This window comes from Klebsiella sp. C360 (assembly GCF_048822415.1).
GTDB lineage: Bacteria > Pseudomonadota > Gammaproteobacteria > Enterobacterales > Enterobacteriaceae > Klebsiella > Klebsiella quasipneumoniae.
Window position 1 is genome coordinate 90,045 of the sequence record NZ_JBMEZZ010000009.1, and the last position, 25,844, is coordinate 115,888.

The following is a 25,844-nucleotide window of genomic DNA, read 5'->3' on the forward strand; positions in this document are numbered from 1 at the left end:
AGGTGCTGGGCTGACGTGATTTATGCTGCAAATAATTCATTCAGGCCTGCATCATCTCGTATCAGCGTATAGCTTTGGGTAATATGTGCCAAATTTTGCCGAATCTGGAGAGTTGCAATGCGTGGTGATTTCTACAAACAGTTAACTAGCAATCTGGAGACCGCTCGGGCCGAAGGCTTGTTTAAAGAAGAGCGCATCATCACCTCGGCGCAGCAGGCGGACATTACCGTCGGCGACAGCCACGTGATTAACTTCTGCGCCAATAACTATCTGGGTCTGGCCAACCACCCGGCGCTGATCGACGCGGCGAAATCCGGTATGGACAGCCACGGCTTCGGGATGGCCTCGGTACGCTTCATCTGCGGCACCCAGGATACGCACAAGCAGCTGGAGAAGAAGCTGGCGGATTTCCTCGGTATGGAAGACGCAATCCTCTACTCGTCCTGCTTCGACGCCAACGGCGGCCTGTTTGAAACGCTGCTCGGCCCGGAAGACGCCATTATCTCCGACGCCCTGAACCATGCCTCGATCATCGACGGCGTGCGCCTGTGTAAAGCAAAGCGCTTCCGCTATGCCAACAACGATATGCAGGAACTGGAAGCGCGTCTGAAAGAAGCCCGCGACGCTGGCGCGCGTCACGTGCTGATCGCCACCGACGGCGTCTTCTCGATGGACGGCGTGATCGCCAACCTGAAAGGCGTTTGCGACCTGGCGGATAAATACGATGCGCTGGTGATGGTCGATGACTCCCACGCCGTCGGCTTCGTCGGCGAAAACGGTCGCGGCTCCCACGAATACTGCGATGTGATGGGGCGCGTCGACATTATCACCGGCACGCTGGGTAAAGCGCTGGGCGGCGCCTCCGGCGGCTACACCGCCGCACGCAAAGAGGTGGTTGAGTGGCTGCGCCAGCGTTCCCGTCCGTATCTGTTCTCCAACTCTCTGGCGCCGGCCATCGTGGCCGCCTCCATCAAAGTGCTGGAGATGGTCGAAGAGGGCGCAGACCTGCGCGATCGCCTGTTGGCCAACGCGCGTCTGTTCCGTGAAAAAATGACTGCGGCAGGCTTCACCCTGGCGGGCGCCGACCACGCCATCATTCCGGTGATGCTGGGTGAAGCGGTGGTGGCGCAGAACTTTGCCCGCGAACTGCAGAAAGAAGGGATCTATGTCACCGGCTTCTTCTATCCGGTGGTACCGAAAGGCCAGGCGCGTATTCGCACCCAGATGTCGGCGGCGCATACCCCTGAACAAATTGAGCGTGCGGTGGAAGCCTTTACCCGCATCGGCAAACAACTGGGCGTCATCGCCTAATAAGGGTGTGAGATGAAAGCGTTATCCAAACTGAAAGCGGAAGAAGGCATCTGGATGACCGACGTACCGGAACCGGAAGTCGGCCATAACGATCTGCTGATTAAAATCCGCAAGACCGCCATTTGCGGGACCGACGTGCACATCTACAACTGGGATGAGTGGTCGCAGAAGACCATTCCGGTGCCGATGGTGGTCGGGCACGAATATGTCGGCGAAGTGGTGGGGATTGGCCAGGAAGTGCGCGGCTTTAAGATTGGCGACCGCGTCTCCGGCGAAGGGCATATCACCTGCGGCCACTGCCGTAACTGCCGCGCAGGCCGTACCCACCTGTGCCGCAACACCATCGGCGTGGGCGTCAACCGCCCGGGCTGCTTTGCCGAGTATCTGGTGATCCCGGCCTTTAACGCCTTTAAAATTCCCGACAATATCTCTGATGACCTGGCGTCCATCTTCGACCCATTCGGCAACGCCGTGCACACCGCGCTCTCCTTCGATCTGGTGGGGGAAGACGTGCTGGTCTCCGGCGCCGGTCCGATCGGCGTGATGGCGGCGGCGGTGGCGAAACACGTCGGCGCGCGTAACGTGGTGATCACTGACGTTAACGAGTACCGTCTCGTGCTGGCGCGCAAAATGGGCGTCACCCGCGCGGTGAACGTGGCGAAAGAGAACCTCAACGACGTGATGGCCGAGCTGGGGATGACCGAAGGTTTCGACGTGGGTCTGGAGATGTCCGGCGCGCCGCCGGCGTTCCGCAGTATGCTGGATACCATGAACCACGGCGGCCGTATCGCGATGCTGGGTATCCCGCCGTCGGATATGTCCATCGACTGGACCAAGGTCATCTTCAAGGGGCTGTTTATCAAAGGGATCTATGGTCGCGAAATGTTCGAAACCTGGTACAAGATGGCGGCGCTGATCCAGTCTGGCCTGGATCTTTCGCCGATCATCACCCACCGCTTCGGCATTGACGACTTCCAGAAGGGCTTTGACGCCATGCGCTCCGGTCAGTCCGGTAAAGTGGTTCTGAGCTGGGAATAACGCCTCCGGTCTGTTGTAAACCTCAGCAAAAAAGGCGCCTGCGGGCGCCTTAATTTAGATTTGGATAACATTTTTAGCCTGCTTAATATCAAGCGCACAATTTCTACATCGATTTTACGGTTATTCGCTTATACAGTGTGTTTAGTCGCGGTTTAACTTTGAAACGATCATGCTTAAACTCTCCGTATGCTTACTGACCTGTAACTCTGCACGTCTGCTCATGGAGGTGCTGCCCCCGCTGCTGAAGGTGGCCGATGAGTGTATTGTCGTCGACTCCGGTAGCACCGACGAAACGGTCTCTATTTGTCAGCAGTTTGGTCTCACCGTCCATCATCATGCCTATAAAGCCCACGGCGCGCAGATGAACTATGCCATCGGACTGGCCAGCCATGACTGGGTGCTGTGCATGGACAGCGATGAAATTCTTGATAACGACGTCGTGGCGGCCATTCAGGCGCTAAAAGCGGGGGAGGAGCCTGACCCGGCCTGCGCCTGGCGTTTGCCGCGCTACTGGTTTGTCCTCGGCACGCAGGTGCGGACGATCTACCCTATTTCCTCGCCGGATTACCCGGTGCGCCTCTTTAACCGCCAGCAGGCGCGGTTTAACGACCGGCCGGTGGATGACCAGGTGGTCGGACACGCGCGCTCCGTCAGGCTGCCGGGCTTTGTACGCCATGACACCTTTTATTCGCTGCATGAAGTGTTTAATAAGCTGAACAGCTATACCACCCGGCTGGTGAAGCACCAGCAGATCACACCTTCGCTGACGCGGGGGATCGTCAGCGCCATTGGCGCTTTCTTTAAGTGGTATCTGTTCAGCGGGGCGTGGCGCTATGGCAAAGTCGGCGTGGTCACCGGCCTGTACGCCACGTTTTACAGCTTTCTCAAATATTTTAAGGCGTGGTACGCCCACGAAGATAACCAGGCGCCCGTCGCGCAAAAGCGAACGGACCCCTGAGTGGTCTAGCTGCCGGGATTGTCCCAGCCCTGCCATTTGAGGCGATAGTACTGGACCAGCGCGCTCTGGCTGATGCTGTCGCTGAGGATAGTGAAGAAGCGGCTGGCGTTCACGGGCTCCAGCGGGCGCTTCGGCTTGCAATACTTCACGCCGTGGAACGGATTACGCGGCTTCTGCTGCTGCGGCGGCGTTTGTTGCGCGGGCGGCTGAGCATAGTTTGGCGTCGAGTTGTCGACCTGCGGCTCGTTGAGCAGGCTGCTCGGGCGCACCAGCGTGATATCCGGCGGCAGGTTATAGACCATCTGCTGCAGCACCCGCACCGTCGTCGGATGCGGATGGCCAATGGCTATCGCCGAACCGTTACGCCGCGCCAGGGCGATGGCGCGGTTGAACTGGGTGCGGATATCGGCTTCATTCTGCGTATCGTCCAGAAACACCTTGCGCTTAATCACCTTCACCCCGGTGCCCTGCGCGGCGCGCATGGCCTGGGTGTTGCCGATGGTCACGCTGTCGAGAAAATAGAGATTGTAGCGCTCCAGGGCCTGCATCACCTTCTGCATGCCAAACAGGTTGGAGGTCATCGCGCTGCCCATATGGTTATTCAGCCCGACGGCGTAGGGGACTTTGCCATAGGCCTCGCGGATGATGCGCTCGATCTCCTCGCTGCTCATCTCGGGGCGCAGGGTGTCTTTTTCCAGCGGCTGTTTACTGAGCGGCGCCATCGGCAGGTGGATGAGCACTTCATGGCCCAGATTATGCGCTTTCGTGGCCATTTCCCGGGCGTGCGGCGCGTTCGGCAGCACGGCGACGGAGATAGTGGACGGCAGCGCCAGCACCTGATTTTCGGTCTGCGGGCGGTAGCCAAAATCGTCAATAACGATGGAGAGTTTGCCAGCGAACGCTGGCGCCGCCAGAGCCAGCGAACCGGCTACGGCAAGAGCAATTGCGCGAAATTGAAGCAAAACTTATCTTCCCAACCACGGCTGTGGATTGACCGCCTGACCCTGGCGGCGAATTTCGAAATAGAGCGACGGACGGCCCTGACCGCCGCTGCTGCCTACGAGCGCGATAGGCTGACCGGCACGCACCTGCGTACCGACGCTGACCAGCGCGCTTTGGTTATAGCCATACAGGCTCATGTCGCCTTTGCCATGCTCGACCACCACCACCAGACCATAGCCCTGCAGCCAGTCGGCCAGAATGACCCGACCATCGGCAATCGCTCTGACTTCGGTGCCTTCAGACGCGGCGATAACCATCCCTTTCCAACGTAGTTCACCTTGCAGCTGTTCGCCATATCGATGAAGGAGCGGACCGCGAACCGGCCAGAACGCCTGACCGCGCGGCGAGCCCAGCCCGCCGGTGCGCGACATCAGCGAACGCTCGCTTTCCGTTGGTTTATAGGTGGTGCCTTTGCGCGATGCTTCCTGCTGGCGGTCGCGCACCGCCTGCGCATCGCGAGCTTCCCGATCGGCACGGGCTTTGGCGGCAGCCTCCGCCTGGGCGATACGACCGCGTAGGCGCGATTCGTTAGCCCGCAATTCACTTAACTGTTGCTGACCCCGCTGAATGGAGGACTCCAGGCCGGAAAGGGTCTTTTTCCGTTCGTTACGCGCCTGCTCCAGCTTCGCCTGCTGGGCTTTTTGCTCGTAGACCAGCGTCTGCTGCTGGCTCTGCTTCTCTTCGAGCATCGACTTTTGCACCGCCATCTCTTCGCGCGTTTTCTTCAGTTCCGCGATGGTTTCCTGGCGGGCCTGGTTGAAATAGCTGAAATAGACCTGCATCCGCTGATTGCGCTGACCCTCTTCACCGCTCAGCACCATCTGGATGCCGGTATGCGGCCCCTGGCGGAACGCCGCGTCAAGCTGCGCGGCGAGGTTACGCTCCTGAGACGCGCGCTGGCGCTCCAGCTTCGCGAGAGAAGCGTTCATCTCGTCAATCTGCTTATTGAGCTGGTTCAGGCTGTCCTGGGTTTCGCGCAGTTTGCGGGCCGCGGCGGCGATCGCCTCTTCCTGCGCTTTGAGCTGAGCGAGCAGGCTTGCGCGCTGCTGCTGCTGTTGCTTAATCGCCCGCTGCCTGGCGGCGATGTCGGCCTGGATGGACTTTAGCTGATCGCGATCGTCGGCGTGCGCAGATGACGCGCACAGTAATACGCCAGCGCTGAGCGCGCTGGCGTAAAGGACGGATCGAACTGCCGTTGCGATCCATGTAGTTGAATACGTCGCCTTTCCCCTCATGGGGAAGGATTATTCCACGATGAACAGCGGCTTGCCAGTCATCTCTTGCGGGATTTCCATTCCCATCAGCGACAGCATGGTCGGGGCGATGTCGGAAAGTTTGCCGCCATTGACCGCTTTAACCGCTTTGTTACCGACGTAGATCAGCGGAACCGGCAGGTTGGTGTGGGCGGTGTGCGCCTGACCGGTGGCCGGGTCGCGCATCTGTTCGGCGTTACCGTGGTCGGCGGTGATCAGCAGCTGGCCGCCAACGGATTCCACCGCCTGAGCCACCTGATCGATACAGTGATCCAGCGCTTCAACGGCTTTCACTGCCGCTTCCATCACGCCGGTATGGCCAACCATATCGCCGTTTGGGTAGTTACAGATGATGGTGTCGTACTGGCCGCCTTTGATGGCCGCGACCAGTTTTTCGGTCAACTCGGCGGAGCTCATTTCCGGCTGCAGATCGTAGGTCGCCACTTTCGGCGAGTTAATCAGAATCCGCTCTTCGCCTTTGAACGGCTCTTCTACGCCGCCGTTGAAGAAGAAGGTGACGTGGGCGTATTTCTCGGTTTCGGAGATGCGCAGCTGGGTTTTATCGTGCTTCGCCATCCACTCGCCGAAGGTATTGGCCAGCGAGGCGGGCGGGTAGGCGCAGGCCACTTTGATGTCGGCGGCATATTCGGTGAGCATCACGAAGTCGAGGTTAACCACTTTCTTACGCGCAAAGCCGTCGAAGTCGGCGTTGACGAAGGCGCGGGTGATTTCGCGTGCGCGGTCAGCACGGAAGTTCATGAAGATCAGCGCATCGCCATCTTCCATCGCGGCATCGGCCTGGCCGGCGGCGCGGATCACGGTCGCTTTCACGAACTCGTCGTTTTCGTCACGGGCGTAGGCAGCCTGCAGGCCGGCGACGGCGGTATCGGCCTGGAATTCGCCTTTCGCCAGCGTCATCAGATCGTAAGCCTGCTCAACGCGATCCCAGCGGTTGTCGCGGTCCATGGCGTAGTAGCGGCCAATGAGCGACGCGATGCGGCCCTTGCCCAGCGCGGCAAATTTGGCTTCGAATTTTGCCAGCGTTTTTTCCGCGCTGCGCGGTGGGGTGTCACGACCGTCGAGGAAAGCGTGCAGGTAGATCTTCTCTGCGCCGCGCTCTGCCGCCAGCTCTACCATCGCCATGATGTGATCTTCATGGCTGTGAACGCCGCCCGGCGACATCAGACCCATGATATGTACCGCTTTACCCGCGGCAACCGCTTTATCGACCGCGGCGGTCAGTACCGGGTTGGCGAAGAAGGTGCGCTCTTTAATTTCCACATCGAGACGGGTCAGGTCCTGATAGACGATACGACCGGCGCCCAGGTTGACGTGGCCCACTTCGGAGTTCCCCATCTGACGGTCCGGCAGGCCAACTTCCAGGCCGGATGCATCGATCAGGGTATGCGGACGTTTGGCCCACAGGGCGTCCATTACCGGCGTTTTAGCGCTGTAAATGGCGTTATCCTGTTGGTCTTCGCGATAGCCGTAGCCATCCAGAATCACCAGTACCATAGGTTTTTTAGTAACCGACATTGCGACAACCTCATGCTCAAAGACAGAAATTTTGCGTAATTTTACTACAGCTGAATCGTTTAAATCCCCGTGAAAGATCAAAGAAAGGGAGCGGCCGGGCCGCGGCGCGTCAGCGAGAACGGCTTTTTTTCGCCGCCGCCCGCAGAAAATACATTACATCGCGCTCACTGGCTGTAATTGCCGCAAGGCACAGGTATACTCCTTTCCTGGTTTTTTTCTCACTTAGTCGGGAGTTGTAACCCCCCATGCAAGAAATTATGCAATTCATCGGCCGTCACCCTGTTCTGAGCATCGCGTGGATCGCGCTGCTGGGGGCGGTGCTGTTCACCACCTTCAAGGGCCTGATGTCGAAAGTTAAAGTCATCACCCGTGGTGAAGCGACGCGTCTTATCAATAAAGAAGACGCGGTGGTGGTCGACCTGCGTCAGCGTGACGATTTCCGTAAAGGCCATATTGCCGGCGCCATCAACCTGCTGCCCAGCGATATCAAAGCGAATAACGTCGGCGAGTTGGAAAAACACAAATCGCAACCCATTATTGTGGTAGACGGTTCCGGCATGCAGGCGCAAGAGCCAGCCAGCGCGCTGAACAAAGCCGGGTTTGAAAAAGTCTTTGTACTGAAAGAGGGCATTGCTGGCTGGAGCGGCGAAAACCTCCCTCTGGTACGCGGCAAATAACTTACCTCGCGTGGTGATGCCGCCGCGTTTTCCCCTTCGCGCCTGACGTGAGGGGAACACAGGCTGCGGCGTAAAACCCTCAGGGTAATAACAGGAGTGAAGTCATGGCCAATATTGAGATCTACACCAAAGCGACCTGCCCGTTCTGCATCCGCGCGAAAGCGCTGCTGAACAGCAAAGGCGTAACGTTCCATGAGTTGCCGATCGATGGCGATGCCGCGAAGCGTGAGGAGATGATCCAGCGCAGCGGACGGACGACGGTTCCGCAGATTTTTATTGATGCGCAGCACATTGGCGGCTGTGACGACTTGTATGCGCTTGATTCACGTGGTGGACTTGATCCCCTCTTGCGCTAATTTTTGCGCGCTTTCCCTGCCGGAAGCGCGTATTTAAGGACAACACGAAAGGGTTTTACTATGTCAGAACAAAACAGCACCGAAATGACCTTCCAGATCCAGCGTATCTATACTAAAGATATCTCTTTTGAAGCGCCGAACGCGCCGCAAGTTTTCCAGAAAGACTGGCAGCCGGAAGTTAAACTTGATCTGGATACCGCCTCCACCCAGCTGGCTGAAGGCGTTTATGAAGTGGTGCTGCGTGTAACCGTGACCGCCGCGCTGGGCGAAGAGACCGCGTTCCTCTGCGAAGTACAGCAGGGCGGTATTTTCTCCATCGACGGCATCGAAGGCACCCAGATGGCGCACTGCCTTGGCGCATACTGCCCGAACATTCTGTTCCCGTACGCGCGCGAGTGCATCACCAGCCTGGTTTCCCGCGGTACCTTCCCGCAACTTAACCTTGCGCCAGTGAACTTCGATGCGCTGTTTATGAACTATCTGCAGCAGCAGGCTGGCGAAGGTGCAGAACAACATCAGGATGCCTGATGAACGCACTTAATGCTGCAATGACTGTGATCGGTGCCGGCTCTTACGGCACCGCTCTTGCCATCACCCTGGCAAGAAATGGCCACCACGTTGTGCTCTGGGGCCATGACCCGAAACATATCGCGACGCTGCAACACGATCGCTGCAACGCTGCGTTCCTTCCCGATGTGCCTTTCCCGGATACGCTGCATCTTGAAAGCGACCTGGCCACCGCCCTGGCCGCCAGCCGCGATATTTTGGTGGTGGTGCCAAGCCATGTGTTTGGTCAGGTGTTACGCCAGATTAAACCGCTGATGCGTCCTGACGCGCGTCTGGTATGGGCGACCAAAGGTCTCGAGGCCGAAACCGGTCGTCTGCTGCAGGACGTGGCGCGTGAAGCGCTGGGCGATGATATCCCGCTGGCGGTGATCTCCGGGCCAACCTTCGCCAAAGAGCTGGCCGCCGGCCTGCCGACGGCGATTTCGCTGGCGGCGACGGATCCGCAGTTTGCCGAGGATCTGCAGCACCTGCTGCACTGCGGCAAGAGCTTCCGCGTCTACATCAATCCGGACTTTATCGGCGTCCAGCTCGGCGGCGCGGTGAAAAACGTCATCGCCATCGGGGCGGGGATGTCGGACGGCATCGGCTTCGGCGCCAATGCGCGGACGGCGCTGATTACCCGTGGCCTGGTGGAAATGTCTCGCCTTGGCGCGGCGCTGGGCGCCGACCCGGAAACCTTTATGGGCATGGCCGGTCTCGGTGACCTGGTGCTCACCTGCACCGACAACCAGTCCCGTAACCGTCGCTTCGGCATGATGCTCGGCCAGGGGATGGACGTGCAAAGCGCCCAGGAAAAGATTGGCCAGGTGGTTGAAGGCTACCGCAATACCAAGGAAGTTCGCGTTCTGGCACAGCGTTTAGGTGTCGAAATGCCAATAACCGAGGAAATTTATCAGGTATTGTATTGCGGAAAAATTGCGCGCGAGGCAGCATTGACCTTATTGGGTCGCGCCCGCACGGACGAGCGCAGCAGCAATTAGCTTTCCTTTGTCACCTGAATGACCCTGCCAGCGCAGAACTGGCAGGTCATTACCATATCGCCTGGAGTATGCAATGCCGTGTGAAGAACTGGATATCGTCTGGAATAATATTAAAGCCGAAGCCCGGGCTCTGGCGGACTGTGAGCCAATGCTCGCCAGTTTTTACCACGCAACGCTACTCAAGCATGAAAATCTGGGCAGCGCGCTGAGCTATATGCTGGCCAACAAGCTGGCTTCCCCGATTATGCCGGCTATCGCCATTCGCGAAGTGGTGGAAGAGGCCTACGCCGCCGACCCGGAAATGATCGCCTCGGCGGCCTGCGATATTCAGGCGGTGCGCACGCGTGACCCGGCGGTGGATAAATACTCGACGCCGTTGCTCTATCTGAAGGGTTTCCATGCCCTGCAGGCCTATCGTATCGGCCACTGGCTGTGGACTCAGGGCCGGCGTGCGCTGGCGATTTTCCTGCAAAACCAGGTGTCCGTCTCTTTCCAGGTGGATATCCACCCGGCGGCGAAAATCGGCCGCGGGATTATGCTCGACCACGCCACCGGTATTGTGGTTGGCGAAACGGCGGTGATTGAGGATGACGTCTCTATTCTGCAGTCGGTCACCCTCGGCGGTACCGGTAAAACCAGCGGCGACCGTCACCCGAAAATTCGCGAAGGCGTGATGATTGGCGCCGGGGCGAAAATCCTCGGCAATATCGAAGTCGGGCGTGGGGCGAAGATTGGCGCCGGTTCGGTGGTATTGCAGCCGGTTCCGCCGCACACCACCGCCGCAGGCGTGCCGGCGCGTATCGTCGGCAAGCCGGAGAGCGACAAGCCGGCGATGGATATGGATCAGCATTTCAACGGCATCCACCACACTTTCGAGTACGGCGACGGGATTTAACGTCTTGCCCGGTGGCGCTGCGCTTACCGGGCCTACGATCTCTCCCCGCCCAGCATGTCGCCCGGATAAGGCGCGGTGCGCCGCCATCCGGGAAGGGGTCAGTTAGCTGCGCAGCACGGCGCCTGGATACCCCAGCTGCCGCCAGGCCTCGTACACCACCACCGACACCGCGTTTGACAGGTTCATGCTGCGGCTGTCCGGCATCATCGGAATCCGAATTTTCTGCTCCGGCGGCAGGGCATCAAGGATGCTGGCCGGCAGACCGCGGGTTTCCGGACCAAACATCAAGAAATCGCCATCCTGATAGCTCACCGCGCTGTGCGCCGGCGTACCTTTGGTGGTCAGGGCGAACAGACGCTGCGGCTGCGCGCTGGCGATAAACGCCGCGTAATCGGCGTGGCGCTGCACGGCGGTGAATTCGTGATAGTCCAGTCCGGCGCGTCTCAGGCGCTTATCGTCCCAGGTGAAGCCCATGGGCTCAATGATATGCAGACTGAAGCCCGTGTTGGCGCACAGGCGGATAATATTCCCGGTGTTCGGCGGGATCTCTGGTTCGAATAACACGATGTTCAGCATACTGCCCCCTTAATTGCGGGGGGCAGAATAGCAGATATTTGGTCAACCCTCACCCCGGCCCTCTCCCTGAGGGTGAGGGCCGGGGGAGAGCAAAACGGCGCAGCTTATGCCGCGTTATGCTGCTTCAGCGCATCGAAGGTCTGCAGCGCCTCCGCGTTCTGCACCAGCGAATCACGGCTAATGTCCGCGATGGTTTTTGCGCCGGTCAGGGTCATCGCCACCTTCATCTCTTTCTCGATCAGATTCAGCAGATTCGCCACCCCCTGCTTGCCGTGGGTCGCCAGGGCGTACAGGTAAGCGCGGCCCAGCAGAACGCTGTCGGCGCCCAGGGCGATCATGCGCACGACGTCGAGACCGTTGCGGATGCCGCTGTCGGCGAGAATGGTAATGTCGCCTTTCACCGCGTCGGCAATCGCCGGCAGGGCGCGGGCGGAGGAGAGCACGCCGTCAAGCTGGCGGCCGCCGTGGTTGGAGACCACAATGCCGTCGGCGCCGAAGCGCACCGCGTCGCGGGCGTCCTCCGGGTCGAGGATCCCTTTGATCACCATCGGTCCGTCCCAGAAATCACGGATCCACTCGAGGTCTTTCCATGAAATCGACGGATCGAAGTTATTCGCCAGCCAGCCGATGTAATCCTCCAGGCCGGTCGGCTGGCCGAGATAGGCGGAGATATTCCCCAGATCGTGCGGACGGCCGTTGAGGCCAACGTCCCATGCCCACTGCGGATGGGTCACCGCCTGCCAGTAGCGGCGCAGGGCGGCGTTCGGGCCGCTCATGCCGGAATGGGCGTCGCGGTAGCGGGCGCCGGGAGTCGGCATATCGACGGTAAAGACCAGCGTTGAACAACCCGCCGCCTTCGCGCGCTCCAGCGCATTACGCATAAAGCCGCGGTCGCGCAGAACATACAGCTGGAACCACATCGGCCGCTTGATGGTCGGGGCGACCTCTTCGATCGGACAGACGGAAACGGTGGAGAGGGTAAACGGAATGCCTTTGTCATCCGCTGCGCCGGCGGCCTGCACTTCGCCGCGGCGGGCGTACATTCCGCACAGCCCCACCGGCGCCAGCGCCGTCGGCATCGCCAGCTTCTCGTTGAAGAGGGTGGTCTCGAGGCTCAGGTCCGACATATTGCGCAGAATACGCTGGCGCAGCGCCACGTCGGAAAGGTCCTCGACGTTGCGGCGCAGGGTATGTTCGGCGTAAGCCCCGCCGTCGATATAGTGGAACAGGAACGGCGGCAGGATACGCTGGGCGGCGGCGCGATAGTCGCTGGCGGCGGAAATAATCATCACGAATTCTCCCTGGAATTATCAATAGCATCGCCGGGCAGGCGGGTAATTCGCGCCTGGCGGGCCTGGTCTTCATCAAAACGTTTAATGGTGGCGTGGACAAAACCTAAGTGGGCCATCATCGCCTGGCGCGCCGCCTCGGCGTCGCCGGCGACAATCGCCTCCATGACGGCCTGGTGCTGTTCGGTCAGGCGGGCAAAAACCGGCGGCACCAGATACATCCGCTGACGGCTCTGCTTGACGGAGGAGTGCAGCAGGTCGAAAAAGCCGCGCATGGTTTGCAGGAGCACCACGTTATGCGAGGCTTCGGCGATGGCCAGATGAAAGCGGACGTCCGCCTGCGAGGCGATATCCGGGTCTTCGCTCTGGGTCGCTTCAAAGCACAGGCGAATTTTTTCTTTATCGGCGTCGGTGGCCCGCATCGCCGCGTGCCACGCGGTGCTGGCTTCGATGGCGTGGCGGGCCTCGAGGATGTCGAAGCTGTAGTCAGGGTCATCGGCCAGCAGCGTCTTCAGCGGCTGGACGATGTTTTGCTCCGACCACGGCTCATGCTGAAAGCGGACGAAAGTGCCGCCGCCGCGACGGCTCAGCAGCACCCCTTCATTGACCAGCATCGCCAGCGCTTCGCGCAGGGAATTGCGCGAGACGCCGAGCTGAGCGGCGAGCTGGCGCTCGGCGGGCAGTCGCATGCCCGCCTCCAGCTGTTGTTCTTCAATCAGCGCCCGGACGCGACGCGCCACGTCGTCGGCCAGGCGTTTAGGCATCACTATCACGGTATCATCCAGGTTAAAACGTAGGCCTGCAGCGTAGTGATCAGACCCACCATGCAGGTGAAGATCAGGCTGTGTTTGACGGTAAAGCGGAACAGATCCGACTCTTTACCCACCAGGCCTACCGCGGCGCAGGCGATGGCGATCGACTGCGGGGAAATCATCTTGCCGGTGACGCCGCCGGTGGTATTGGCCGCGACCAGCAGGATATCGGAGACGCCAATCTGCTGCGCCGCCGTTGCCTGCAGCGCGGCGAACAGGGCGTTAGACGAGGTATCCGAACCGGTCAGGAATACCCCCAGCCAGCCCAGGAACGGCGAGAAGAAGGTAAACGCGTGGCCGGTATGGGCCAGCGCCAGGGCCAGGGTCGACGACAGCCCGGAGTAGTTGGAGATAAAGGCGAACGCCAGCACCATGCCGATAGAGTAGATCGGCAGCGCCAGGTCCTTCAGCGTTCCGGCGAAGGTGGTCAGCGCGTCTTTCGGCTTCATGCGCAGCCAGACGATGGACAGCAGGGCGGCGAACAGAATGGCGGTGCCGGTTGCCGACAGCCAGTCAAACTTATAGATGGCGGCGTAAGGCGTCGCGGCGCTGACCACCGGCGGCATGCGGGCGACCATTTTGTCGAGGAACGGCACCGAAATATTGATGACGAAGTCATACATCGCGCCGCCCGGTGCGAACAGCGCTTTGAACGGCGGCACGCTCCACAGGGTCACGGTGGCGGTCAGGAACAGGAACGGCGACCAGGCGCGGATCACTTGTCCCGCGGTGTAGCGCGTGCGGGCCAGCGTCATATCCACCTGCGAGGCGCCGATATCGCCAAAGCGGAAGATGCGCACTGGCTGCCAGCGTTTGAGGAACAGGGTCAGGCAGACCAGGGAGACCAGCGATGAGATGATGTCCGGCAGCTCCGGGCCAAGGAAGTTAGAGCTGAGGTACTGGGCGATAGCGAACGAGCCGCCTGCGACCATCACCGCCGGCCAGGTCTCTTTGATGCCCCGCCAGCCGTCCATAATCGCCATGATCCAGAACAGCACGATAATGGTCAGGAACGGCAGCTGGCGACCCACCATCTGGCCGATGGCGAAGCTGTCGATACCGGTCACCTGACCGGCCACCAGGATCGGGATGCCCATCGCGCCGAAGGCCACCGGCGCGGTGTTGACGATCAGGCACAGGCCTGCGGCATACAGCGGGTTAAACCCGAGGCCGACCAGCAGCGCCGCGGTAATCGCCACCGGCGCGCCAAATCCCGCCGCCCCTTCGAGAAAGGCGCCGAACGAGAAGCCGACGATCAGCATCTGCAGGCGCTGGTCAGGCGTAATCGACAGGATCGACGAGCGGATAATGTCGAACTGTCCGGTCTTCACCGAGATTTTATAGACGAAGACTGCGGCAATAATAATCCAGGCGATGGGCCACAGTCCGTAGAAGAAGCCATACACCACCGAGGCCAGGGCGCGGTCCACCGGCATTTTATAGAACAGCAATGCGACGGCCAGGGCGATCGCAACGGTCCAGGTAGCGGCGAGATAGCCTTTCAGTTTGAGCTTTATCAGCGCAAAAAAGAAAAACAGAATCGGTAGCGATGCGATAAGACTGGATAACCAGATATTACCGGCGGGATCGTAGTTTTGTTGCCAGAGATTCATGCAGGGTCTCCATCGGGCCGCCAGGACGGGTGGGCTGAGTCTGCGCTCTTTGCCGACCCGTCGTAGGTAAAATTGGCCCGGCCAATTAGGAATAGCAGGGTTGATGACAACGAATGGTTAACCAGATGTTACTCTTAGGCAACGGGTTTGTGATGTATTTTGATGGATTTGTGAACTGCCGGGGGGTAGATAAAATTATTGGTTGGACCAATCGGCCGGGCAGGGAACGAAAAAGGGGGGGTAGGACAGAATAACCCTCTCCGAACGGAGAGGGCTGCGGATCAGAATTCGCTGCGGGCGAAACCGGTCATCTCTTTCAGGCCCATTTCCCGGCCCAGGGCGGTCATCGGATGGACGACCACCAGGCCGCGGACGCTTTTCTTCAGCTTGCCCATATCGGCCTGCTCTTTTTTGGTAATCGCGCGGCGGAACGGCAGGCTCATCAGTTTCTGCGCCTCTTTGCTCAGCTTCTGGTTCTGGACGGAACGCAGACGTTCAATCTCCGTTTCCAGAGTGGCTTTTTCTTTCTCCAGCTCCGCGTATTTATCGGCGGCTTCCACCAGCGACAGCTCGGCCTGCTGGTGGCGGATGGCGTCGAGACGATCGCTCAGACGTTTGATTTCATTCTTTTCGACTTCTTTCATGGTGATTTGATCTGTTAATAAAGGGGCTTCATTCGCCTATAGTATGTGCCGTGACCGCTATTGTTGATAGCTATTTATCAAAAATTCGCCGTTTATCGCCTTCAGAATACGATACCTTAATCTGCTAATAATTTGAATTTTATAATTATTCCTTCCGATACCCGCGCTAATTTCATTTCTGTGAAGCCTGTCGGCAGATAAGCACGTTTTCCTTAACCCACGCCGGTGAATTGGCTAATGCTTAATCAGATTATTCCCAAAAGGAGGACGTGATGGCAAAGATCGGCGACGGCGTACCACGTTTAATCGACAAAGCGGTTGATTTTATGGCTTCCAGTCAGGCGTTTATGGAGTATTTGAAAAAGTCTCCGCGGCTGCAGCATGTACCGCGAGATATCCCTCAGGATAAGGAAGCGTTGTTTCTGCAGCGTCTGGAATATTATCGTCAGCTTTACCGGCCGACCTGCGACCAGACGGAGCCGGAATCAGAGCGTTGATTTCTGGAAGGCTTTTTTTAAGCTGATTCGTGAAATCAGCTCAGTCAGGGACAACACCATCGTTGAACGCACCATCTGCTGGTAACGCAGTTTCTGCATTGCCAGCAGTTCGGCGTCGCTGTCATCAAACTGCGGCGTTGGCGGCAGGGCGGCGACGCAGTGCAGTTCGCCGAACGGACCGATAATTTCGTCGTCGGTAAAGCTGTACTCATTGCCGTCGTGATTAAGCTCTTCGCGCAGGGCCATCAGCAGCTCGGCGTCTTCATATTCGGCACGACTTATCACCCCAAGGCCATAAATCAGCTTCAGGCGTACTGAGAGATCGCCGAGCGGCCCGCTGCCCTCCAGCAAGGGCTCGACGGCGTATTTCACCGCGTAGTCGTCTTTACGGAACACCTGAAGCACCAGAATATTGACCGCTTCCGTTAACAGCTCGACGGTGGCGATCAGGAAGCTTCGTACGGTTTTGCCAGCATTCAGACGCTCAAGCACACGGTTTTCAAATGCTTGTGTTTCTTCCATCATTGCCTGCATATCTGACAGGAGTCGTAATGGGCGCGACGTCGGCCGCGCCAGGTTGTGCATCATTTTACCGCGTTGTAGTCGTTAACGGCCTCCGCGACGACATCGCTTGCCGCGTCAAGGCCGGAAATCTGCGCCAGCGCGGCCTGCGGCCCTTTGTCGGCGATCAGTGTCGCCAGCTCCTGCGCCTGCGGATCGTCTTCGCTACGGAAATGCATCGCCGCCGCAATCCCTTTCACCAGATTGCGGTGCGGCAGGCCGTATTCCAGCGTACCCAGCAGCGGCTTAATTAAACGGTCGCCGGCGCTCAGTTTGCGCAGCGGCTGACGGCCAACGCGCTCGACATCGTCTTTCAGGTACGGGTTCTCGAAACGGCCAAGAATTTTCTGGATATAAGCCGCGTGCTTCTGCGGGTCAAAGGCGTAGCGTTTGATCAGCACCGCGCCGCTCTCCTCCATCGCGCCCTGCACGACGGCCCGAATTTTCTCGTCGAGGATCGCGTCGCGAATCGTCTGGTGGCCCGCCAGTTTTCCGAGGTAGGCGGTTATAGCATGCCCGGTGTTTAAGGTGAAGAGCTTGCGTTCGACAAATGCCATCAGGTTATCAGTTAATTCCATTCCCGGGATGGTCGGCAGTTCGCCCTTGAACTGGGTTTTATCGACGATCCATTCGCTGAAGGTTTCCACGGTGACTTCCAGCGGGTCATGGGTAGCGGACGCCGATGGCGGCACAATACGGTCAACGGCGGAGTCGACGAAGCCGATATGGGTTTCCACCCAGGCCTTATCTTCCTCCGCCAGGGCGTTAAATACGTGGCCTTTTAACTGCGTGGTGCCGCGCACCATGTTTTCGCAGGCGATAATGTTCAGCGGGCGTTCGGTGCCCTGCGCCTTGCGCTTCGCCAGCCCTTTGGCGATGGCCGGGGCGATGCGCTCAAGAACGACGGGACCGACGGCGGTGGTCACCAGGTCGACGCTGGCGATCAACTCCACTACCTCGTCGCCAATGCTGCTGACGGCATTCACGCCGGAGACGGTATCCACCTGCTCATTTTCGCCAACGACGTGAACCTGGTAGCTATGACGGGCATTCAGGGCATCAAGTACGGTCTGATTGACATCGGCAAACGTCAGGTCGATGCCCGCGTCGGCCAGCAGTTTACCGATAAAGCCACGTCCGATATTACCTGCGCCAAAATGTAATGCTTTCATAGTATTAACCTTCAATTAATGTTTTTACCTGAGAGGGCTGGGGTGAGGCTTTTTCCCTCACCCCAACCCTCTCCCAAAGGAGAGGGTTGGATAGCGCTGATTATTTATTCAACAGCGCCAGTACGTCGTCAACGCTGGTGGTGTTCGCCAGGCGCTCAATCACCGTTTCGTCATCCAGCGCGTTGGTCAGGCTGGTAATCACCTGAATGTGCTCGTTGTTGCGGGCGGCGATGCCGATCACCAGGCGGGCAACATCGTCTTCATCTTCCCCAAAGCGCACCCCTTCCGGGTACTGGCAGAAGACGACGCCGGTTTTCAGCACGCGGTCTTTCGCTTCGATGGTGCCGTGCGGCACCGCGATGGACTCGCCGAGATAGGTCGAGGTCAGTTTTTCGCGGTCCAGCATCGCCTGCACATATTCCGGCTCGACGTAGCCGCCTTTCACCAGCTGCTCGCCGGCGAAGCGAATGGCTTCTTCTTTGGTGGCCGCTTTGCGACCGAGGAAGATGTTATCCGCACCCAGCTTGAACAGGTTTTTGTTCGTATCATCAAAGCTGTCTTTCAGGCTATCGGTGACTTTAACTTCGTTGTCGATGTGGCGCTGGGCCGCCACCAGACGCTCGGTCAGGCTGGTGTACAGACCGCTGTCGAGGAAGTTGGTCAGCGAAATATGCTGCGCCTGCGGTACCTGGCGCATGGCGCGCTCGGTCAGGTCGCGGTGGGTGATCACCAGGTCAACATCCGGCGGCAGATTATTAATGGCGCTGTTGGTGACCGAGATGTTGCTCAGGCCGGCATCCTGCACTTTCTTGCGCAGTACCCCGGCGCCCATGGCGCTGGAGCCCATCCCGGCGTCGCAGGCGACGATGATTTTACGCACATGGCTCAGGTCGTTGGTGACATTGCCAGCCGCCAGCGGGTTGGCGCCTTTGGATTCCGCTTTCATGTCATGCATACGACGGGTCGCGGCTTCGATATCGTCTTCTTCTTTGACTTTGCTGGTCTTGAGCAGAACCGCAGAGACGACGAAGGAGACCGCCATCGCGGCGATAATGGCTGCGATGTTCGCGAAGTAGGCCCCTTTCGGCGTCATCGCCAGCACCGCCAGGATAGAGCCCGGGGAAGCCGGAGAGACCAGACCGCCGTTGAGGATGGTCAGGGTGAAGACACCGGTCATCCCGCCGAGGATAACGGCCAGGATCAGACGTGGGTTCATCAGCACGTACGGGAAGTAGATTTCATGGATACCCCCCAGGAAGTGGATGATAGCCGCCCCGCCTGCAGACTGTTTAGCGCTGCCGCGGCCAAAGAACATGTACGCCAGCAGAACGCCCATCCCCGGACCCGGGTTAGCTTCAATCAGGAAGAAGATGGATTTACCCAGCTCGTGGGACTGCTGAATACCCAGCGGCGAGAAGATACCGTGGTTGATGGCGTTATTAAGGAACAGGATTTTTGCCGGTTCCACGAAGATAGACGCCAGCGGCAGCATGTCGTGCGCCACCATGAAGTTAACGCCAGCCGCCAGAATTTTCGACAGAACTTCTACCGCCGGGCCGATGCCGAGGAAGGCGAGAATGGCGAGGATCATCCCGATGATGCCGGCGGAGAAGTTATTCACCAGCATTTCAAAACCGGATTTGATCTTACCGTCTACCCAGTTATCGAATTTCTTGATGCAGTAGCCGCCCAGCGGGCCGGCGATCATGGAGCCGAGGAACATCGGCATATCCGCGCCGACGATAACGCCCATGGTGGTGATCGCCCCGACCACGCCGCCACGTTCGCCGCCGACTAATTTACCGCCGGTGTAACCGATCAGCAGCGGCAGCAGGTAGGTGATCATCGGACCGACCAGCTTCGCCAGCGTTTCGTTTGGCAACCACCCTGTCGGAATGAAAAGCGCGGTGATGATACCCCACGCGATAAACGCGCCGATATTCGGCATCACCATATTGCTGAGAAAACGACCAAAGCTTTGCACTTTGATCTTGATATCGGATGACATAAAACACCCCTTCTTCTGTTTTGCGTATCGCGCAGGCTAAAAGCCCGAGGTTTGTTGTTAATGTGGCGGCAGAGGTAGCCGGGCCCTGATTGATAGTGCGAAATCTGGCACTGAATCGTTTAGCTGTCCAGCCAGCGCCCTTAAGTGTGAGTTAGATCACATGAATATAGGGGGCGGAGAGGGTTTTATAGTGATTGTGATCACATAATGGCTGTGTAAAAAAACAACAGACCGCCGTTTTTGCCGCTAATCTGCGTTTTTGTGTGATATTTGTCACAATTTTGTTTCGTGTTTTTGTTGTTTGTTTGTGATTTTGATCACAAAGAATTTCACGGTGGATTTTTGCCGCTGTGATCTCGGCCCGGTTTTGCGGCCAGGGCGAGGCGGCGCTGTAACTAAGCAACCATGTTTGTTAAATAACTTTTTTCCGCCGGATGGCAAAAATGAAAGGGGTGAATTATGCTCAAATCAGCGGTCCGGATATCAGTGGGCCGTGATTAAAATTTATATAAATTATTAGCGTAAAGCCGAGGGAATTATGTTTCTCAATTATTTTGCGCTGGGCGTTCTGATCTTCGTTTTTCTGGTCATTTTTTATGGGATTATCATTATTCACGATATTCCTTATTTGATTGCCAAAAAACGCAACCACCCCCATTCCGATGCTATTCATGTCGCCGGATGGGTCAGTCTTTTTACGCTCCACGTCATCTGGCCGTTTTTATGGATATGGGCCTCGCTGTACCAGCCTGAGCGCGGTTGGGGCATGCAGCATAAGGCGAATACGGACCCCGACGAACCTGAAAAAGAGACGGATATACAACAGCTTCGCCAACGACTGAGCGACCTTGAACATCAGGTGGCGGCCATCCAGCGGCCACAGTCCACCGCTGCGGCGGAGAAATAAACTATGGATCTGTTGATCATTTTGACCTACGTGGCCATCGCTTGGTCGATATTTAAAATCTTCAAAATACCGGTTAATAAATGGACGGTTCCCACCGCGGCGCTGGGGGGCGTATTTATTGTTAGCGCGCTTATTTTATTAATGAACTATAACCACCCTTACACCTTTCTGGCGCAAAAGGCGGTAATATCTATTCCTATTACGCCGCAGGTGACCGGGGTTGTCAGCAGCGTCACCGACAAAGCGAATCAGCGCGTCGAAAAGGGCGAGGTGTTATTTACCATTGACCCGGCGCGCTACCAGGCGCGGGTCGATCGCCTGCAGGCCGACCTGGTGACAGCGCTGCACAGTATTAACACCCTCAAGGCGCAGCTCTCTGAAGCCCAGGCCAACACCACCCGCGTGTCGGCGGAACGCGATCGCTTATACAAGGACTATCAGCGCTACCTGAAAGGGAGCCAGGCGCGGGTGAATCCGTTCTCGGAAAGCGACATCGATAACGCCAGGCAGAATTATCTGGCCCAGGACGCGCTGGTCAAGGCGTCGGTGGCGGAGCAGGCGCAGATCCAGAGCCAGCTGGATAGCATGATCAACGGCGAACAGTCGCAAGTGGCCAGCCTGCGCGCCCAGCTGGCGGAGGCGAAATATAATCTCGATCAGACCACCGTGCGGGCGCCCAGCGATGGGTATATCACTCAGGTGTTGATCCGTCCGGGGACCTACGCCGCCTCGCTGCCGCTGCGGCCGGTGATGGTGTTTATCCCCGAGCAAAAACGGCTGATCGTCGCCCAGTTCAGGCAAAATTCGCTGTTAAGGCTGGAGAAAGGCGACGACGCGGAAGCGGTGTTTAATGCCCTGCCCGGACAGGTGTTCCACGGTAAACTGGTGAGCATTTTACCGGTGGTGCCCGGGGGGACCTATCAGGCGCAGGGGGCGTTGCAGTCGCTGACCGTGACGCCGGGCAGCGATGGCGTGCTGGCGACCATCGAGCTCGATCCGAATGCCGAAATTGATGCGCTACCCGATGGCATCTACGCTCAGGTGGCGGTCTACTCCGACCATTTCGCCCACGTTTCGGTGATGCGTAAAGTGCTGCTGCGCATGACCAGCTGGATGCACTACCTCTATCTCGATCATTAATGCGATCGGCGGCAGGTTGAGCGGGAGGCTCACCTGCCTTTTACCTCGCCCTGAGCCATACTCATATCTTTGTTGGCGATAAGGAGCAGGCTATGAAACTGATCGGCAGCTACACCAGTCCCTTTGTGCGCAAAATATCGGTGATCCTGCTGGAAAAGCGCATCCCTTTTGAGTTTGTCAACGAATCCCCCTACAGCGAAAGCAACGGCGTGGCGCGCTATAACCCGCTGGGCAAAGTGCCGGCGCTGGTGACGGATGACGGCGAATGCTGGTTTGACTCCCCGGTTATCGCCCAGTATCTCGAGCTGCTGGGCGTGGCGCCGCCGATGATCCCCGCCGATCCCAGAGCCGCTCTCAGGATGCGCCAGCTAGAGGCGCTGGCGGATGGGGTGATGGAGGCCGCCCAGGCGCTGGTGCGCGAAAAGGCTCGCCCCGCGGCCCAACAGTCAGAGCAAGAGCTGCTCCGCCAGCGGGAGAAAGTGGCGCGCGGCCTCGACAGGCTGGAAGCCTGCGCGGCGGACGGGACGCTGCGCGGCGACGAGGTCAATCTGGCGACCATCTCCACGGCCTGCGCCATCGCCTACCTGAACTTTCGCCGGGTGGCGCCGGGCTGGTGCGCCACCCGGCCGCAGCTGGTGAAGCTGGTGGATGCGCTGTTCCAGCGCGCCAGCTTTGCGCGCACCGAACCGCCGCGGACTTGACCCAGACAGGTAACAGTTTGCGCAAGGAGGCGTTACAATCGCCGCTGATTGTTGACTCCCTCTCCCGTCGGGAGGGGGGAAAATAACTTACCGCCAGGCCCATTGATGACTACCGAAATTCGTGCGCTTTATACCCGGCTTCCGGCCATTGACCGCTTACTCCGCGACCCCGCTTTTTCCTCCCTGCTGACGCAGCACGGCCATTCGCAGGTGGTGACGCAGCTGCGCCAGATGCTGGACGAGGCGCGGGAACAGATCCGCCAGTGTCAGACACTGCCTGACTGGAGCCATGACTGGCTGAGCGCCTGCGCGCAGCGGCTGACCGCCAGAAGGCAGAGCGCCCTGCGTCCGGTGTTTAATCTCACCGGTACGGTGCTGCACACCAATCTCGGGCGCGCCATCCAGGCTGAGGCGGCGGTGGAGGCGGTCGCCAGCGCGATGCGCGCGCCGGTGACGCTCGAATATGATCTCGACGACGCCGGGCGTGGCCATCGCGATCGCGCCATTGCCGATCTGCTGTGCCAGATCACCGGCGCGGAAGATGCCTGTATCGTGAACAACAACGCGGCGGCCGTTCTGCTGATGCTGGCGGCTACCGCCAGCGGCAGGGAGGTGGTGGTCTCCCGCGGCGAGCTGGTGGAGATCGGCGGGGCGTTCCGCATCCCCGACGTGATGCGCCAGGCGGGTTGTCAGCTGCACGAAGTGGGCACCACCAACCGCACCCATGCCAAAGACTATCGCCAGGCGGTGAATGACAATACCGCCCTGCTGATGAAGGTCCACACCAGCAACTACAGCATTGAAGGCTTTACCAAAGCCGTCGACGAAGCGGAGCTGGCGGTCATCGGCCGCGAGCTGGACGTCCCGGTGGTGGCCGACCTGGGCAGCGGGTCGCTGGTGGATCTCAGTCAGTATGGCCTGCCGAAGGAGCCGATGCCGCAGGAGATGATCGCCGCCGGGGTGAGCCTGGTCAGTTTCTCCGGCGACAAACTGCTCGGCGGCCCGCAGGCCGGAATTATCGTCGGCAAACGCGCGCTGATTGCCCGCCTGCAAAGCCATCCGCTGAAGCGGGCCCTGCGCGCGGATAAAATGACCCTCGCGGCGCTGGAAGCCACGCTGCGCCTCTATCAGCATCCGGAAGCGCTGCGGGACACCTTACCGACGCTGCGCCTGCTCACCCGCCCGGCGGACGAAATCCACCGGCAGGCCGAACGTCTGCAGCCTGCCCTGGCGGCACACTATGCTGATTTTGCCGTCAACGTGGCAGCCTGCCAGTCGCAGATTGGCAGCGGCTCGTTGCCTGTCGACCGTCTGCCTGGCGCGGCGTTGACCTTTACCCCGCATGACGGCCGCGGCAGCCGGCTGGAGGCGCTGGCGGCCCGCTGGCGCGCGCTGCCGTGCCCGGTGATTGGCCGCATTTATGACGGTCGGCTCTGGCTGGACCTGCGCTGTCTGGAAGATGAAACCCGGTTTATGGAGATGTTGTTACGATGATTATTGCCACCGCTGGACATGTTGACCACGGCAAAACGACGCTGCTGCAGGCGATAACCGGCGTGAATGCCGATCGTCTGCCGGAAGAGAAAGCGCGGGGAATGACGATCGATCTCGGCTATGCCTACTGGCCGCAGCCGGACGGGCGGGTGCTGGGATTTATTGACGTGCCCGGGCACGAAAAGTTTTTGTCCAACATGCTGGCGGGGGTGGGAGGGATCGACCATGCGCTGCTGGTGGTGGCCTGCGATGACGGCGTGATGGCGCAAACCCGCGAACACCTGGCGATCCTGCAGCTGACCGGAAAGCCGACGCTGACGGTAGCGCTCACCAAGACGGACCGCGTGGCGGCCGCCAGGGTGGCGGAGGTTCAGGCGGAGGTCGAGCAGACCCTGCGCGAACTGGGCTTTGACGCCGCCGCTTTCTTCCCCACCGCGGCGGTGGATAACATCGGTATTGCCGAACTGCGCAGCCATCTGCTGCAGCTTGCGGAGCGCCCCCATCCACAGCAGCGGCGTTTTCGCCTGGCGCTGGATCGCGCCTTTACCGTCAAAGGGGCGGGGCTGGTGGTCACCGGGACGGCGCTCTCCGGCGAAGTTCGGGTCGGGGATACTTTGTGGCTCACCGGCGTCAACACGCCGATGCGCGTCCGCGGCCTGCATGCCCAGAATCAAGCGGTTGAGCAGGCGCACGCCGGGCAGCGCATTGCGCTGAATATTGTCGGCGATGCGCAGAAAGAGGCATTGCACCGCGGTGACTGGCTGCTCTCCTCACCGCCGCCGGAGCCTGCAGAGCGGGTGATTGTCGAACTGCAGTGCCATACGCCGCTCAGCCAGTGGCAGCCGCTGCATATTCACCACGCTGCCAGCCACATCACCGGCCGGGTGTCGCTCCTGGAGGGCGGCCTGGCGGAGCTGGTGCTGGATACTCCGCTGTGGCTGGCGGATAACGACCGGCTGGTGCTCCGCGATATCTCCGCTCGCTTAACGCTGGCCGGCGCACGGGTGGTGACGCTGGATCCCCCGCGCCGCGGCAAGCGTAAACCGGAGTATCTGCAGTGGCTTCACGCCCTGGCGGCGGTCGGCGCTGACGATGCGCAGGCCCTGGAGCTGCATCTGCAGCGGGACGCCGTCCGGCTTGAGCGCTTCGCCTGGGCGCGGCAGCTGAGTGAAGCCGGAATGGCGGCCTTGATCCAGCGACCGGACTATCTGCAGGCCGGACAGCGCCTGCTGAGTGCGCCGCTTGCCGCCCGCTGGCAGCGAAAATTGCTGGATGCCCTGGCGCGCTACCATGAGCAGCATCGCGACGAGCCGGGCCCTGGCCGGGAGCGCCTGCGCCGCATCGCGCTGCCGATGGAAGAGGAAGCGCTGGTGCTGCTGCTGATTGAGCAGATGCGCGAGAGCGGATTAGTCCACAGCCATCACGGCTGGCTGCATCTGCCCGAGCATAAAGCCGGGTTTACCGACGAGCAGCAGGCGGTCTGGCGGAAGGTGGAGACCCTGTTCGGCGATGATCCCTGGTGGGTGCGCGATCTCGCGCGCGAAGTCCATGTTGAAGAGTCCCTGATGCGAGCGGTGCTGCGCCAGGCGGCGCAGCAGGGGATGATTACCGCGATCGTCAAAGATCGTTACTACCGCAACGATCGCATTGTGCAGTTCGCCCAGCGGGTGCGCGAGCTGGATCAGCTGCGCGGCTCAACCTGCGCGGCGGATTTTCGCGATACCTTAAACGTAGGGCGGAAGCTGGCGATCCAGATCCTCGAGTATTTCGATCGGATTGGCTACACCCGTCGTCGCGGCAACGATCATATCCTGCGCGATAAAGCATTGTTTCTCTAATCATTAACGCCTGCTCCCC

25 protein-coding genes are annotated in these 25,844 nt (G+C 59.4%); 14 read left to right on the forward strand and 11 right to left on the reverse strand.

Annotated features, from left to right (window positions below; translation table 11 throughout):
* The first annotated feature begins 117 nt into the window (after positions 1–117).
* The 3 genes from kbl (at position 118) to ACOI7D_RS21060 (ending at position 3,307) form a co-directional block, all read left to right on the forward strand.
* Positions 118–1,311, forward strand: coding sequence for a glycine C-acetyltransferase (gene kbl, locus ACOI7D_RS21050; RefSeq protein ID WP_109546813.1), 1,194 nt, complete (start codon positions 118–120; stop codon positions 1,309–1,311).
* A gap of 12 nt (positions 1,312–1,323) precedes the next feature.
* On the forward strand, positions 1,324–2,349 hold the full coding sequence (tdh, locus tag ACOI7D_RS21055) for an L-threonine 3-dehydrogenase (protein ID WP_117140857.1): 1,026 nt from the start codon (positions 1,324–1,326) through the stop codon (positions 2,347–2,349).
* 169 nt (positions 2,350–2,518) lie between these two features.
* Complete coding sequence (locus ACOI7D_RS21060) at positions 2,519–3,307, forward strand: glycosyltransferase family 2 protein (protein WP_023291354.1); 789 nt, start codon at positions 2,519–2,521, stop codon at positions 3,305–3,307.
* Positions 3,308–3,312: 5 nt separating this feature from the next.
* Here the strand turns inward: ACOI7D_RS21060 and ACOI7D_RS21065 are convergent, their stop codons facing one another.
* The 3 genes from ACOI7D_RS21065 to gpmM are packed head-to-tail and all read right to left on the reverse strand — an operon-like array spanning position 3,313 to position 7,098.
* The gene (locus tag ACOI7D_RS21065; protein WP_023291353.1) at positions 3,313–4,269 is read right to left on the reverse strand and encodes a divergent polysaccharide deacetylase family protein; all 957 of its coding nucleotides are present in this window, start codon (positions 4,267–4,269) and stop codon (positions 3,313–3,315) included.
* A 3-nt stretch (positions 4,270–4,272) separates the two neighbouring features.
* Complete coding sequence (envC, locus tag ACOI7D_RS21070; protein ID WP_023291352.1) at positions 4,273–5,544, reverse strand: murein hydrolase activator EnvC; 1,272 nt, start codon at positions 5,542–5,544, stop codon at positions 4,273–4,275.
* Positions 5,545–5,553: 9 nt separating this feature from the next.
* Positions 5,554–7,098 carry a 2,3-bisphosphoglycerate-independent phosphoglycerate mutase gene (gene gpmM / locus ACOI7D_RS21075; RefSeq protein WP_023291351.1) on the reverse strand — a complete coding sequence of 515 codons (1,545 nt, stop codon included), beginning with the start codon at positions 7,096–7,098 and terminating at the stop codon, positions 5,554–5,556.
* A 245-nt stretch (positions 7,099–7,343) separates the two neighbouring features.
* Here gpmM and ACOI7D_RS21080 point away from each other — a divergent pair, with 245 nt between their 5' ends.
* From ACOI7D_RS21080 to cysE, 5 genes are all read left to right on the forward strand, one after another.
* Positions 7,344–7,775, forward strand: coding sequence for a rhodanese-like domain-containing protein (locus ACOI7D_RS21080; protein ID WP_023291350.1), 432 nt, complete (start codon positions 7,344–7,346; stop codon positions 7,773–7,775).
* A 104-nt stretch (positions 7,776–7,879) separates the two neighbouring features.
* On the forward strand, positions 7,880–8,131 hold the full coding sequence (grxC, locus tag ACOI7D_RS21085) for a glutaredoxin 3 (protein WP_002922429.1): 252 nt from the start codon (positions 7,880–7,882) through the stop codon (positions 8,129–8,131).
* A 60-nt stretch (positions 8,132–8,191) separates the two neighbouring features.
* Entirely contained in the window at positions 8,192–8,659 is a 468-nt protein-coding gene (gene secB, locus ACOI7D_RS21090; RefSeq protein WP_002922428.1) for a protein-export chaperone SecB, read from the forward strand.
* Positions 8,659–9,678: an NAD(P)H-dependent glycerol-3-phosphate dehydrogenase gene (gene gpsA / locus ACOI7D_RS21095; protein WP_109546815.1), complete on the forward strand. Its 1,020-nt coding sequence runs from the start codon at positions 8,659–8,661 to the stop codon at positions 9,676–9,678. The genes secB and gpsA overlap by 1 nt, the downstream gene beginning before the upstream one ends.
* Before the next feature lie 73 nt (positions 9,679–9,751).
* Positions 9,752–10,573 (forward strand): serine O-acetyltransferase, encoded by an 822-nt coding sequence (cysE, locus tag ACOI7D_RS21100; protein WP_002922426.1) that lies wholly within the window; start codon positions 9,752–9,754, stop codon positions 10,571–10,573.
* A gap of 102 nt (positions 10,574–10,675) precedes the next feature.
* On the opposite strand, the gene trmL is transcribed toward cysE, so the two are convergent.
* The 5 genes from trmL to ACOI7D_RS21125 all read right to left on the reverse strand — a co-directional run bounded on the left by trmL (position 10,676) and on the right by ACOI7D_RS21125 (position 15,507).
* Positions 10,676–11,149, reverse strand: a complete 474-nt coding sequence (trmL, locus tag ACOI7D_RS21105) for a tRNA (uridine(34)/cytosine(34)/5-carboxymethylaminomethyluridine(34)-2'-O)-methyltransferase TrmL (protein ID WP_023291348.1) — start codon at positions 11,147–11,149, stop codon at positions 10,676–10,678.
* Positions 11,150–11,253: 104 nt separating this feature from the next.
* Positions 11,254–12,438: an FMN-dependent L-lactate dehydrogenase LldD gene (gene lldD / locus ACOI7D_RS21110; RefSeq protein ID WP_004205042.1), complete on the reverse strand. Its 1,185-nt coding sequence runs from the start codon at positions 12,436–12,438 to the stop codon at positions 11,254–11,256.
* Positions 12,438–13,211 (reverse strand): transcriptional regulator LldR, encoded by a 774-nt coding sequence (lldR, locus tag ACOI7D_RS21115; protein WP_004205041.1) that lies wholly within the window; start codon positions 13,209–13,211, stop codon positions 12,438–12,440. The genes lldD and lldR overlap by 1 nt, the downstream gene beginning before the upstream one ends.
* Positions 13,208–14,863: an L-lactate permease gene (gene lldP / locus ACOI7D_RS21120; RefSeq protein ID WP_044525040.1), complete on the reverse strand. Its 1,656-nt coding sequence runs from the start codon at positions 14,861–14,863 to the stop codon at positions 13,208–13,210. Before lldP ends, lldR begins: the two co-directional genes overlap by 4 nt.
* A 281-nt stretch (positions 14,864–15,144) precedes the next feature.
* The gene (locus tag ACOI7D_RS21125) at positions 15,145–15,507 is read right to left on the reverse strand and encodes a YibL family ribosome-associated protein (RefSeq protein WP_109546816.1); all 363 of its coding nucleotides are present in this window, start codon (positions 15,505–15,507) and stop codon (positions 15,145–15,147) included.
* A gap of 272 nt (positions 15,508–15,779) precedes the next feature.
* Between ACOI7D_RS21125 and ACOI7D_RS21130 the strand changes: the two genes are divergently transcribed.
* Positions 15,780–16,004 carry a hypothetical protein gene (locus ACOI7D_RS21130; protein ID WP_002922402.1) on the forward strand — a complete coding sequence of 75 codons (225 nt, stop codon included), beginning with the start codon at positions 15,780–15,782 and terminating at the stop codon, positions 16,002–16,004.
* Here the strand turns inward: ACOI7D_RS21130 and mtlR are convergent.
* The 3 genes from mtlR to mtlA form a co-directional block, all read right to left on the reverse strand.
* Entirely contained in the window at positions 15,993–16,589 is a 597-nt protein-coding gene (gene mtlR / locus ACOI7D_RS21135; protein WP_002922401.1) for a mannitol operon repressor MtlR, read from the reverse strand. The two genes, ACOI7D_RS21130 and mtlR, sit on opposite strands and share 12 nt — an antisense overlap.
* Positions 16,589–17,737, reverse strand: coding sequence for a mannitol-1-phosphate 5-dehydrogenase (gene mtlD, locus ACOI7D_RS21140; protein ID WP_023291346.1), 1,149 nt, complete (start codon positions 17,735–17,737; stop codon positions 16,589–16,591). Before mtlD ends, mtlR begins: the two co-directional genes overlap by 1 nt.
* A gap of 100 nt (positions 17,738–17,837) precedes the next feature.
* A complete protein-coding gene (gene mtlA / locus ACOI7D_RS21145; protein ID WP_064158062.1) occupies positions 17,838–19,745 on the reverse strand; it encodes a PTS mannitol transporter subunit IICBA in 1,908 nt (635 codons plus the stop codon).
* A 538-nt stretch (positions 19,746–20,283) separates the two neighbouring features.
* Here mtlA and ACOI7D_RS21150 point away from each other — a divergent pair.
* From ACOI7D_RS21150 to selB, 5 genes are all read left to right on the forward strand, one after another.
* Positions 20,284–20,652 carry a DUF3302 domain-containing protein gene (locus ACOI7D_RS21150; RefSeq protein ID WP_109546817.1) on the forward strand — a complete coding sequence of 123 codons (369 nt, stop codon included), beginning with the start codon at positions 20,284–20,286 and terminating at the stop codon, positions 20,650–20,652.
* Positions 20,653–20,655: 3 nt separating this feature from the next.
* Positions 20,656–21,792, forward strand: coding sequence for an HlyD family secretion protein (locus tag ACOI7D_RS21155; RefSeq protein ID WP_023291343.1), 1,137 nt, complete (start codon positions 20,656–20,658; stop codon positions 21,790–21,792).
* Positions 21,793–21,884: 92 nt separating this feature from the next.
* Positions 21,885–22,493 carry a glutathione S-transferase gene (locus tag ACOI7D_RS21160; RefSeq protein ID WP_004152043.1) on the forward strand — a complete coding sequence of 203 codons (609 nt, stop codon included), beginning with the start codon at positions 21,885–21,887 and terminating at the stop codon, positions 22,491–22,493.
* 105 nt (positions 22,494–22,598) lie between these two features.
* Complete coding sequence (gene selA, locus ACOI7D_RS21165) at positions 22,599–23,987, forward strand: L-seryl-tRNA(Sec) selenium transferase (RefSeq protein WP_109546818.1); 1,389 nt, start codon at positions 22,599–22,601, stop codon at positions 23,985–23,987.
* Entirely contained in the window at positions 23,984–25,825 is a 1,842-nt protein-coding gene (gene selB, locus ACOI7D_RS21170; RefSeq protein WP_044525034.1) for a selenocysteine-specific translation elongation factor, read from the forward strand. The genes selA and selB overlap by 4 nt, the downstream gene beginning before the upstream one ends.
* Positions 25,826–25,844: the final 19 nt, after the last annotated feature.

Bases quoted from the DNA above. Each gene is read 5' to 3' on its own strand.
- kbl (WP_109546813.1), top strand. From the start codon at position 118: ATGCGTGGTGATTTCTACAAACAGTTAACTAGCAATCTGGAGACCGCT.
- tdh (WP_117140857.1), top strand. From the start codon at position 1,324: ATGAAAGCGTTATCCAAACTGAAAGCGGAAGAAGGCATCTGGATGACC.
- ACOI7D_RS21060 (WP_023291354.1), top strand. From the start codon at position 2,519: ATGCTTAAACTCTCCGTATGCTTACTGACCTGTAACTCTGCACGTCTG.
- envC (WP_023291352.1), bottom strand. From the start codon at position 5,544: ATGAGGGGAAAGGCGACGTATTCAACTACATGGATCGCAACGGCAGTT.
- gpmM (WP_023291351.1), bottom strand. From the start codon at position 7,098: ATGTCGGTTACTAAAAAACCTATGGTACTGGTGATTCTGGATGGCTAC.
- ACOI7D_RS21080 (WP_023291350.1), top strand. From the start codon at position 7,344: ATGCAAGAAATTATGCAATTCATCGGCCGTCACCCTGTTCTGAGCATC.
- grxC (WP_002922429.1), top strand. From the start codon at position 7,880: ATGGCCAATATTGAGATCTACACCAAAGCGACCTGCCCGTTCTGCATC.
- secB (WP_002922428.1), top strand. From the start codon at position 8,192: ATGTCAGAACAAAACAGCACCGAAATGACCTTCCAGATCCAGCGTATC.
- gpsA (WP_109546815.1), top strand. From the start codon at position 8,659: ATGAACGCACTTAATGCTGCAATGACTGTGATCGGTGCCGGCTCTTAC.
- cysE (WP_002922426.1), top strand. From the start codon at position 9,752: ATGCCGTGTGAAGAACTGGATATCGTCTGGAATAATATTAAAGCCGAA.
- trmL (WP_023291348.1), bottom strand. From the start codon at position 11,149: ATGCTGAACATCGTGTTATTCGAACCAGAGATCCCGCCGAACACCGGG.
- lldD (WP_004205042.1), bottom strand. From the start codon at position 12,438: ATGATTATTTCCGCCGCCAGCGACTATCGCGCCGCCGCCCAGCGTATC.
- lldP (WP_044525040.1), bottom strand. From the start codon at position 14,863: ATGAATCTCTGGCAACAAAACTACGATCCCGCCGGTAATATCTGGTTA.
- ACOI7D_RS21125 (WP_109546816.1), bottom strand. From the start codon at position 15,507: ATGAAAGAAGTCGAAAAGAATGAAATCAAACGTCTGAGCGATCGTCTC.
- ACOI7D_RS21130 (WP_002922402.1), top strand. From the start codon at position 15,780: ATGGCAAAGATCGGCGACGGCGTACCACGTTTAATCGACAAAGCGGTT.
- mtlR (WP_002922401.1), bottom strand. From the start codon at position 16,589: ATGCACAACCTGGCGCGGCCGACGTCGCGCCCATTACGACTCCTGTCA.
- mtlD (WP_023291346.1), bottom strand. From the start codon at position 17,737: ATGAAAGCATTACATTTTGGCGCAGGTAATATCGGACGTGGCTTTATC.
- mtlA (WP_064158062.1), bottom strand. From the start codon at position 19,745: ATGTCATCCGATATCAAGATCAAAGTGCAAAGCTTTGGTCGTTTTCTC.
- ACOI7D_RS21150 (WP_109546817.1), top strand. From the start codon at position 20,284: ATGTTTCTCAATTATTTTGCGCTGGGCGTTCTGATCTTCGTTTTTCTG.
- ACOI7D_RS21155 (WP_023291343.1), top strand. From the start codon at position 20,656: ATGGATCTGTTGATCATTTTGACCTACGTGGCCATCGCTTGGTCGATA.
- ACOI7D_RS21160 (WP_004152043.1), top strand. From the start codon at position 21,885: ATGAAACTGATCGGCAGCTACACCAGTCCCTTTGTGCGCAAAATATCG.
- selA (WP_109546818.1), top strand. From the start codon at position 22,599: ATGACTACCGAAATTCGTGCGCTTTATACCCGGCTTCCGGCCATTGAC.
- selB (WP_044525034.1), top strand. From the start codon at position 23,984: ATGATTATTGCCACCGCTGGACATGTTGACCACGGCAAAACGACGCTG.